Source organism: Raineyella sp., from assembly GCF_034933565.1.
GTDB lineage: Bacteria > Actinomycetota > Actinomycetes > Propionibacteriales > Propionibacteriaceae > Raineyella.
Genome location: NZ_JAYFNG010000063.1, coordinates 1 through 9420, shown reverse-complemented (window position 1 = coordinate 9420; position 9420 = coordinate 1). Strand labels below are relative to the sequence as shown.

The 9420-nt window shown below is 70.6% G+C and carries 8 protein-coding genes; 3 read left to right on the top strand and 5 right to left on the bottom strand.

Annotation, left to right across the window (positions count from 1 at the left end; all coding sequences use genetic code 11):
* Positions 1-100 precede the first annotated feature (100 nt).
* From VB059_RS14320 to iolC, 5 genes are read right to left on the bottom strand one after another with little or no spacing between them, the layout of a single operon-like run.
* Positions 101-1594, bottom strand: a complete 1494-nt coding sequence (locus VB059_RS14320; protein ID WP_323422650.1) for a CoA-acylating methylmalonate-semialdehyde dehydrogenase — start codon at positions 1592-1594, stop codon at positions 101-103.
* Positions 1595-1620: 26 nt separating this feature from the next.
* A complete protein-coding gene (iolD, locus tag VB059_RS14315) occupies positions 1621-3522 on the bottom strand; it encodes a 3D-(3,5/4)-trihydroxycyclohexane-1,2-dione acylhydrolase (decyclizing) (RefSeq protein WP_323422649.1) in 1902 nt (633 codons plus the stop codon).
* A gap of 2 nt (positions 3523-3524) precedes the next feature.
* Positions 3525-4427 (bottom strand): 5-deoxy-glucuronate isomerase, encoded by a 903-nt coding sequence (gene iolB / locus VB059_RS14310; protein ID WP_323422648.1) that lies wholly within the window; start codon positions 4425-4427, stop codon positions 3525-3527.
* An 11-nt stretch (positions 4428-4438) separates the two neighbouring features.
* Positions 4439-5305 carry a deoxyribose-phosphate aldolase gene (locus VB059_RS14305; RefSeq protein WP_323422647.1) on the bottom strand — a complete coding sequence of 289 codons (867 nt, stop codon included), beginning with the start codon at positions 5303-5305 and terminating at the stop codon, positions 4439-4441.
* On the bottom strand, positions 5302-6288 hold the full coding sequence (gene iolC, locus VB059_RS14300) for a 5-dehydro-2-deoxygluconokinase (RefSeq protein ID WP_323422646.1): 987 nt from the start codon (positions 6286-6288) through the stop codon (positions 5302-5304). Before iolC ends, VB059_RS14305 begins: the two co-directional genes overlap by 4 nt.
* A 153-nt stretch (positions 6289-6441) precedes the next feature.
* Here iolC and VB059_RS14295 point away from each other — a divergent pair, with 153 nt between their 5' ends.
* The 3 genes from VB059_RS14295 to VB059_RS14285 all read left to right on the top strand — a co-directional run bounded on the left by VB059_RS14295 (position 6442) and on the right by VB059_RS14285 (position 9330).
* The gene (locus VB059_RS14295; protein ID WP_323422645.1) at positions 6442-7185 is read left to right on the top strand and encodes a GntR family transcriptional regulator; all 744 of its coding nucleotides are present in this window, start codon (positions 6442-6444) and stop codon (positions 7183-7185) included.
* Positions 7186-7375: 190 nt separating this feature from the next.
* On the top strand, positions 7376-8371 hold the full coding sequence (gene iolG, locus VB059_RS14290) for an inositol 2-dehydrogenase (RefSeq protein WP_323422644.1): 996 nt from the start codon (positions 7376-7378) through the stop codon (positions 8369-8371).
* Positions 8372-8469: 98 nt separating this feature from the next.
* Entirely contained in the window at positions 8470-9330 is an 861-nt protein-coding gene (locus VB059_RS14285) for a sugar phosphate isomerase/epimerase (RefSeq protein ID WP_323422643.1), read from the top strand.
* Positions 9331-9420 lie beyond the last annotated feature (90 nt).

The following is a 9420-nucleotide window of genomic DNA, read 5'->3' as shown; positions in this document are numbered from 1 at the left end:
TTAAAAAACCGCCGGGCCCCCCTCGGCCGCGTTCGGCGCAGCCTGCTCGGCCTCTGGCGCAGCCGCTCGGCGCAGCGGTGCCGGGTGCCGGTGCCTTGTCTCAGGCCTCCCGCTCGAACGACATCGTGGCGGCGTGCACTGTGGCGCCGGGCCAGCGCTCGGTGATGGCCTTGGCCCGGGTGCAGAACCGTACGCCCTCGGGGCCGTGGATGTGGGTGTCGCCGAGCAGCGAGTCCTTCCAGCCACCGAAGGAGTAGTACGCCACCGGGGTCGGGATCGGCACGTTGATGCCGACCATGCCGGCCTGGACGTCGAGCTTGAACCGGCGGGCGGTGCCGCCGTCCCGGGTGAAGATGGCCGCGCCGTTGCCGAACGGCTGGGCGTTGACCAGGGCGATCGCCTCCTCGTACGTCGCGGCCGCACCGATCGTCAGCACCGGGCCGAAGATCTCCTCGGTGTAGACCGGGGCGTCCAGCGGCACCCCGGTGATCACCGTGGGGGCCAGGAAGTGGCCGTCCTCGAAGCCCTCGACCGTCGGGGCCCGGCCGTCCAGGACGACCGTGGCGCCGCGCTGCTCGGCGTCGTCGATCAGGCCGGTGATGCGCTGCTTGGCCCGGGCCGAGATGACCGGCCCGAGGTCGGTCACCTCCTCGAAGCCGGAGCCCACCACGTACGCCCCGGCGTGCTCGGCCACCCGCCGGGCCAGCTCGTCGGCGATCCCGCCGACGGCGATCACCGCGGGCAGCGCCATGCAGCGTTCGCCGGCGGCACCGAAGGCGGCCGCGGCGATGTGCTGGGCGGCGTGGTCGAGGTCCGCGTCGGGCATCACGATGGCGTGGTTGTTCGCCCCACCGAGGGCCTGGACCCGCTTGCCGTGCCGGGTCGCGGTCTCCTGGACGATCCGGGCCACCGGGGTGGAGCCGACGAACGAGACCGCGTCGATCCCGGGGTGCTCGAGCAGCGCGGTGACCACGTGCCGGTCGCCGGAGACGACGTTGAAGACGCCGTCGGGCAGGCCGGCCTCCCGGTACAGGCGGGCGATGATCATCGAGGCGGTCGGCGCCGGGGACGGCGGCTTCAGCACGAAGGAGTTGCCGGTGGCGATGGCGATCGGGTGCATCCACATCGGCACCATCACCGGGAAGTTGAACGGGCCGATGCCGGCGACGACGCCGACCGGCTGGCGCAGGGTGTGGACGTCCACGCCGGTCGAGACGTCGTAGGAGATCTCACCCTTCAGGGCCGCGGCAATGTTGCAGGCGAAGTCGAGGGTCTCCCGGCCGCGCTGGATCTCACCGATGGCGTCGGAGAAGGTCTTGCCGTGCTCGTTCACGATGGCGGTGGCCAGCTCGTCCTGATGGTCGAGGACCAGCTGGCGCATCCGGAACATGATGTCCATCCGCTTGGCCAGCGACACCTTGCCCCAGCTGAGCTGGGCCCGGCGGGCCACCCGGACGGCGTGGTCGACGTCGGCCACCGAGGCCTCGAGCAGCTCGGCCTCGATCCGGCCGGTCGTGGGGTTCTCGACCGGGACCCGGCGGACGGGCTCACCGTGGTACGGGGCGCCGTCGATCCACTGTTCGATCGTCTTCATGGGCTACTACTCCTTGTTGCTGGGGTTCAGTTGAGGTAGGCGCGTTGGGCCCGCTTGGCGTCGACGTACTCCTCGTACGCCCGCTGGGTGGACTCGAGGCGGGAGACCTGGGAGACGGCGACGTCCCACCAGGACGAGGACGGCGGGTTCGGCCCGTAGAGGTCGGTCTCGATGTGGATCATCACCGCGCGGTCGCCGGCCACCGCCTCGCGGTAGGCGGCCCGGAACTCGTCGATGGTGCCGACGCGCAGCACCTTCAGCCCCCAGGACTCCGCGTTGGCCGCGATGTCGACCGGCAGGAACTCCCCGTCGAGGGTGTGCGGGCGGCCGCCACCGGCGCGGTAACGGGTGCCGAAGCGCTGCGAGCCGCGCGACTCGGACAGGGCACCGATCGAGGCGAAGCCGTGGTTCTGGAGCAGCACGAAGATCACCTTCAGGCCCTCCTGGACGATGGTGGCCAGCTCCATCGGCAGCATCTGGTAGGTGCCGTCGCCGACGATCGCCACCACCTCGGAGTCCGGCAGCGCCATCTTGACCCCCATCGCGGCGGGGATCTCGTAGCCCATGCAGGAGAAGGCGTACTCGACGTGGTACTGCACCGGGGTGCGGGCCCGCCACAGCGCCTGCAGATCGCCGGGCATCGAGCCGGCGGCGTTGATCACCACGTCGTTGTCACCCATCATCTCGTTCAGGGCGCCGAAGACCTCGGTCTGGGCCGGCAGCGGGCCGTGGCCCAGGTGGTAGCACTTCTCGGTGGCCGCGGCCCAGGCCTCCTTCTCGGCAGCGATCTCGGCGGCGTACGCCTCCTCGACACGGTGGCCCGCCAGCGCGGCGGTCAGGGCGACCAGCGCCTCGCGGGCGTCGGCCACGACCATCTCAGCGGAGTTCTTCGCAGCGTCGAAGGCAGTCACGTTGATGTTGACGAACCGGACGTCGGGGTCCTTGAACTGGGTGTGCGAGGCGGTGGTGAAGTCGGAGTAGCGGGTGCCGATGCCGATCACCAGGTCGGCGGTGTCGGCGAGGTGGTTGCCGGAGTCACCGCCGGTCGAGCCGATCCCGCCGACCGCGCCGGGGTGGTCGAAGTTGATCGCGCCCTTGCCCGCCTGGGTGTCGCCGACCGGGATGCCGGTCGCGGTCGCGAACGCCCGCAGCTGCTCGGCGGCCTCGGAGTAGATCACCCCGCCGCCGGCGATCACCAGCGGGCGCCGGGCGGCGCGGATCAGCGCGGCGGCACGCTCGAGCGCGGCCGGCTCGGGCACCGGGCGACGGACGTGCCACACCCGGCGGTCGAACATCCGGACCGGGAAGTCGTACGCCTCCGCCTGGACGTCCTGGGGCAGCGCGATGACGCAGGCGCCGGTGTCGGCCGGATCGGTGAGCACCCGCATCGCGTTCAGCAGCGAGGACAGCAGCTGCTCGGGACGGTTGATCCGGTCGAAGAAGCGGGCCACCGGGCGGAAGCAGTCGTTGACCGAGAGGTCCAGCGTGGTCGGGTCCTCCAGCTGCTGCAGCACCGGGTCGGGGAACCGGGTGGCGAACTGGTCGGAGGGGAAGATCAGCACCGGGAGCCGGTTGGTGGTCGCCAGCGCGGCGCCGGTGACCATGTTGAGCGAGCCGGGCCCGATCGAGGCGGTGCACATCATCGCCTTCATCCGGTTGGTCGCCTTGGCGTACGCGGCGGCCGCGTTCACCATCCCCTGCTCGTTGCGGGGCATGTAGTACGGCATGGCACCGCCGTCCGGGGCGGGGTCGATCTCGTTCTGCAGCAGCGCCTGGCCGATGCCGGCCACGTTGCCGTGGCCGAAGATCCCGAAGGCGCCGGTGATGAACCGGTCCTCGACTCCGTCACGCTCCGCGTACTGGTTGACCAGGAAGCGAATGATCGCCTGCCCGACAGTGAGACGTACGGTTGGGTTCAGGTCTTCCACGGTCACTCCTTCGTGTTGAGGGGGGTCATCGGCAGCCGGGGGTCGACCTCCCCGGTCTCCCACTCCTGGCGCAGCCAGGTGTAGTGCGGATCGTCGGTCATCAGCCAGGTCGAGTCCTCGGCCGGGCCGGCCATCACGTTGAGGTAGTACAGGTCGTAGCCGGGCGCGGCGACCGAGGGGCCGTGGTAGCCGTACGGCATCACCACGATGTCGCCGCTGTGCACCTCGGCACAGACGTCGATCGGCTTGCCCGGGGAGGGGTAGATCCGCTGCAGCGCCATCCCGGTGGTGCCGTTGGCGGCCGGGCGGATCTGGTAGTAGTAGATCTCCTCGAGGATCCGCTCCACCTCGGTGTGCTCGTCATGCTTGTGCGGCGGGTAGGAGGACCAGTTGCCGCCCGGGGTGAGCACCTCGCAGGCCAGCAGGTGGGAGGTCGCCACGGTGTTGCCGAGCGCGTAGTTGTTCACCTGGCGCGAGCAGTCGCCGGTGCCGCGCAGCTGGGTGACGACCTCCGCCGCCGGGCAGTAGCGCACCGGCAGGTCGGCGGTCGCCTTCGACGCCGGCAGGGCGAACCGCCCGCCGTGCTCGCTCGACACGACGACGGTGGTGTGCCGCGGGACGTAGAGGTAGTCGGTGATCGCGGTCCACACCTCGGGGCGACCGGCGATCGCGTACGACTCGCCGCCCACCTCGACCCGGCAGCCGCCGGACAGCGGCAGCACCAGCAGTTCGGCGTCACCGGAGCTGACCTCCTGGCGGCCACCGGCCGGCAGCGCCAGGACGCGCAGGGAGCACCAGTCCCAGCCCGCCCGCTCGACGGTGAGGTCGGCCTCGAAGGCCTCGTGTGCGGTCTGCCCCGCACGGATGACGTAGCGGTCGTTGTCGTTGGCGAAAGCGTCGTTCACGGGAGTGCCTTTCACAGGAGTGCCACCGCGCGGTCGACCGCGCCGGCGACGTCGTCATCGGGCGGGAAGAGCAGCGAGCGGCCGATCACCAGGCCGCGGACGTTCGGCAGGGACAGCGCGGTGGCCCAGCCCGACAGGGCGGCCTCCGGGTCGTCCGGCACCTCACCACCGAGGATCAGCGACGGCAGCGTGGTGGCCTCCATCACCCGTTCCATCTCGTCGACGCAGGGCAGCTTCAGCCAGGTGTACGCCGAGGTCCGGCCGAGGGCCGAGGAGATCGCCATCGAACGGATCACCGCGTCGGGAGTCAGGTCGTTGACGATCCGCCCGTCGGTGCGGGTGGAGATGAACGGCTCCACCATCGCGGTCAGGCCGCAGTCGGCCAGGTCGTCGACCGCCTGCGCCGCCGAGGTCAGGGTGGCGGCGGTGCCGGCGTCGTCGTAGTTGATCCGCAGCAGCATCTTGCCGCCGTCCAGGCCGGCGTCCTCGACGCCGCGGGCGTCGTAGCAGTTGAACCGGTCGTCCATCTCGAACGAAGCGCCCTGCAGCCCGACCCGGTTCATCGTGCCCCAGACCAACTTGCCGTCGAGGGCGCCGAGCAGCGCCAGGTCCTCGATGATGTCGGCCGAGCCGAGGAAGCCGTTCACCCCCGGGCGGCCCAGCGCCTCGAGGCAGCGGGCCAGCACCTCCTCGCGGGAGGCCATCGCCATCGGGTCGGTGCCGGCGCCCAGGGCACCGCGGGCCGGGTGGTCGCAGGCGATGACCATCAGCTTCGCGTCGCCCTGCGGCAGGACGCCGCGGGGACGGTCGACCAGGGCCCGGCGGACGGCCTGCGGCTCATGGAAGCGGGTCTCGGTGAGCTTCTCGATCAGTGTCATGACAGGACCTCGACCTGGGGGGCGGATGCGGGATTGGCGGCCATCAGGTCGAGGACCTCCTGCTCGGTGGCCATCGCGGTGGAGCACTCCAGGCGGGACGCGACGATCGCGCCGGCGGTGGAGGCGAAGGAGACGGCGCGGCCGAGGTCCCAGCCCTCCAGCAGGGCGTGGCACAGGGCCCCGCCGAAGGAGTCGCCGGCGCCCAGGCCGTTGCAGACCTGCACCGGGGTGACGGGGACGACGACCCGCTCGTCGCGGGTCTTGGCGAGGGTACCGAGCGGCCCCTGCTTCACGATGGCGATCTCCACGCCACGCTCCAGCAGGGCGTCCGCCGCCCGTTCGGGCTCGGTCTCGCCGACGGCGATCCGGCACTCCTCCTTGTTGCCCACCGCGATGTCGACCAGGCCGAGCATCCGGTCGACCTCGGTGTGGGCGATGTCCTCGTCGGCCCAGAACATCGGCCGGTAGTCGAGGTCGAGGATGGTCAGGGCCTTGTCGCCACGCAGCTCCATCGCGCGCCGGTGGGCGCTGCGGGTCGGCTCGACGGACAGGCCGGTGACCGACATCCAGAAGATCCGCGCGTCCGCGACGACGGCCGGGATGTCCTCGGGCCGGATCTGCAGGTCGGGGGCCGAGGGCTGCCGGTAGAAGTAGAGCGGGAAGTCGTCGGGCGGGAAGATCTCGCAGAAGGTCACCGGGGTGAGGTAGTCGTGGTTGGTGATCACGTACTGCGGATCCACCCCGAGCCGGCTCATCTCCTGGCGGACGAAGCGGCCGAACGGGTCGTCCCCGACCTCGGTGATCACCGCGGCCGAATGGCCCATCCGGGCGGCGGCGACCGCGACGTTCGTCGGCGACCCGCCGACGAACTTGCCGAACGAGGTCACCTCCTCCAGTCCGACGCCGATCTGCAACGGGTAGATGTCCACACCACTACGACCGATGGTGAGGACGTCAGGGACTGTTGATGTTGACGTGTCCACTGCTGCGCCTGCCTCTCCTTTGGGGACTGGCACCAGTCTGCCCGAAGGCATGAACAAGGTCAACACTTTGTCCGCACAAATAAGCTTTCTTGTCACAGGTCGCTACAGTGGGAGCTAGCAATACTCGGTAACGCTGTACGGACAAGGACGACCATGAGCGACCACTACGAGCCGACCGTCGTCATCGACCGCGACTCCGACGAACCGCTGTACCGGCAGATCGCCGAGCCGATCGAGCAGGCGATCATCTCCGGCGAGCTGCCCTCGGGGGCCCGGATCGAGGACGAGATCTCGATGGCCCAGCGGCTCGACGTCTCCCGGCCGACCGCCCGCCGGGCCCTGCAGGAGCTGGTGAACCGCGGCCTGCTGACCCGTCGGCGCGGCGTCGGCACGACCGTCACCCCACCGCAGGTGCACCGGCCGATCGAGCTGACCTCGCTCTACGACGACCTGACCCGCGAGGGTTTCACCCCCACCACGAAGGTGCTGTCGTACGAGGTGCACGAGGCCGACGAGGAGGAGGCCGACCGGCTCGCCGTCGAGCCCGGCACCGGCGTGGTCCGGATCGTCCGGCTGCGCTCGGTGGACAACCGGCCGCTCGCCGTGCTGACCAATCTCATCCCGATCGACCTGGCGCCGTCGTGGACCGACCTCAACGAGCACGGGCTCTACCGCTGCTTCAACGAGCACGGCATCCACATCGCCACCGCCAAGCAGGTGATCGGCGCCCGGGCGGCGACCGCCGAGGAGGCCGAGCTGCTGGCCGAGGAGCCCGGCGCGCCGCTGCTCACCATGAGCCGGTCCGCGTACGACAGCGCCGGCCGGGTGGTGGAGTTCGGCAACCACGTCTACCGCCCCTCGCTCTACTCCTTCGACCTCACCCTCGTCGCACACTGACGTCCCGCCGACGTCCTGTCACCCGGCCCACCCGTCAGCCAGCGATGACCTGTCATCAGCAGGACTTGTCGCCCCATCGGATGTGTTTGTTCTGACATTCAGTTGACATTGACCTGAGCAACGGTTTGAATCGAGTCATGGCTACACGAGGCCGGCAGCGAAGCCGGTCCGCCGGTGACGAGGAACAGGCATGACCCAACTGCGTTTCGCTCTGATCGGGGCCGGCCGTATCGGCCAGGTCCACGCCCGCACCATCGCGGCGCACCCTGCAGCGACCCTCACCCTGGTCTGTGACCCGGTGTCCGCCGCGGCCGAGGCGGTCGCCGCGACGTACGGCGCGCGGGCCTGCACGGATGCCGCCGACGTGTTCGCCGCCGAGGACATCGACGCGGTGGTGATCGGCTCCCCCACCCCGCTGCACGTCGAGCACATCCTCGCCGCGGTGCGGGCCGGCAAGCCCGCGCTGTGCGAGAAGCCGGTGGCGATGCAGCTGGCCGACGCCGAGGAGCTGCAGCGCCAGCTCGCCGACCTGGCCGACGTCCCGGTGATGCTCGGCTTCAACCGCCGGTTCGACCCGTCCTTCGCCCGGGCCCGCGCCCTGGTCGAGGAGGGCGCGATCGGCGCGCTCGAGCAGCTGACGATCATCTCCCGCGACCCGGCCGCCCCGCCGAAGGCGTACCTCGCCCAGTCCGGCGGCATCTTCAAGGACATGACCATCCACGACTTCGACACCGCGCGGTTCTTCCTCGGTGACGTCGCCGAGGTCACCGCGACCGGCCAGCACCTCGACCCGGAGCTCGCCGACAGCGGCGACTTCGACGGCGCGGTGATCGTGCTGCGCTCCGCGAGCGGGGCCGCCGCCACGATCATCAACTCCCGGCACTGCGCCACCGGCTACGACCAGCGCCTCGAGGCGTTCGGGCCCGACGGCGCGATCCTGGCCGACAACCAGCGCCCGACCACCCTGCAGGTGTCCACCCGGCAGGCCTCCGACGCGAAGGCCCCGTACCTGGACTTCTTCCTGGAGCGCTACGCCGACGCCTACCGCGCGGAGCTGACCTCGTTCATCGACGCCCTCACCCAGGGCACCCCGGTCTCCCCGACCGTCACCGACGGTGTCGAGGCGCTGCGGATCGCCGAAGCGGCCGGCGAGTCCGCCCGCACCGGCGCGACCGTACGGCTCTGACCTCCAGCAACCCTCATCCCCCAGAACCCCTACCCCCCGACCCCCTACCAGCTCAGAAACCCCTACTGCTGTACCCCTTACTGCAAAGGAGCAGACCTATGAAGATCGCCGGAGCGCCCATCACCTGGGGCGTGTGCGAGGTCCCCGGCTGGGGATACCAGATGACCCCCGAGCGGGTGCTGACCGAGATGAAGCAGATCGGTCTCACCGCCACCGAGTTCGGCCCGCAGGGCTGGCTGCCGGAGGAGCCCCAGGCGCGCGCCGAGGCCGTGGCCGGCTACGCGCTGAAGCCGGTCGGATCGTTCTTCCTGGCCGTCATGCACGACCCGGACCACGACCCGATCCCGGCCGTCCGCCGTGAGCTGGAGGCCTTCGCGGTCGCCGGCGGCGAGTACCTGATCCTGGCCGCCGACTCCGGCCGCGACGGGTACGACAACCGTCCGGTGCTGGACGAGAAGGGCTGGGAGACGCTCTTCACCAACCTCACCCGGATCAGCGAGGTGTGCGCCGCGGCCGGCGTCACCGCCTGCATCCACCCGCACTGGGGCACGATGGTGCAGAACGTCGACGAGGTCCGTCGGGTGCTCGACAACTCCTCGGTCGGCCTGTGCCTGGACACCGGCCACCTGGCCGCCGGCGGCGCCGATGTCGCCGAGCTGACCCGCGAGTACGCCGACCGGGTCGCCATCGTGCACGCCAAGGACGTCCACAAGGAGATGACCGACAAGCTGCTGCCGGGCGAGCTGTCCTGGTCCGACGGGGTCAAGGGCGGCATGTTCGCCCCGATCGGTGAGGGCGACATCGACTTCGCCGACATCGTCAGGACCCTCGACAACGCCGGGTTCGACGGCTACTACGTCCTCGAGCAGGACATCATGCTGGACGGCGAGCCGCCGGCCGACGGCGGCCCGGTGGTCTCCGCCAAGGCTTCGCTGAAGGCGCTGCAGGCACTCGCCTGACAGCCCGACAGGCCCCGTAGGGCGCACACCGCGCGTGCGGTGTGCGCCCATCGGGGTGCGCCGCGTTTGTGGTGCGCCGCCGTTGTGGTG

Coding starts and splice junctions, on each gene's coding strand:
- VB059_RS14320 (WP_323422650.1), bottom strand. CDS start 1,594: ATGAAGACGATCGAACAGTGGATCGACGGCGCCCCGTACCACGGTGAG.
- VB059_RS14305 (WP_323422647.1), bottom strand. CDS start 5,305: ATGACACTGATCGAGAAGCTCACCGAGACCCGCTTCCATGAGCCGCAG.
- VB059_RS14295 (WP_323422645.1), top strand. CDS start 6,442: ATGAGCGACCACTACGAGCCGACCGTCGTCATCGACCGCGACTCCGAC.
- iolG (WP_323422644.1), top strand. CDS start 7,376: ATGACCCAACTGCGTTTCGCTCTGATCGGGGCCGGCCGTATCGGCCAG.
- VB059_RS14285 (WP_323422643.1), top strand. CDS start 8,470: ATGAAGATCGCCGGAGCGCCCATCACCTGGGGCGTGTGCGAGGTCCCC.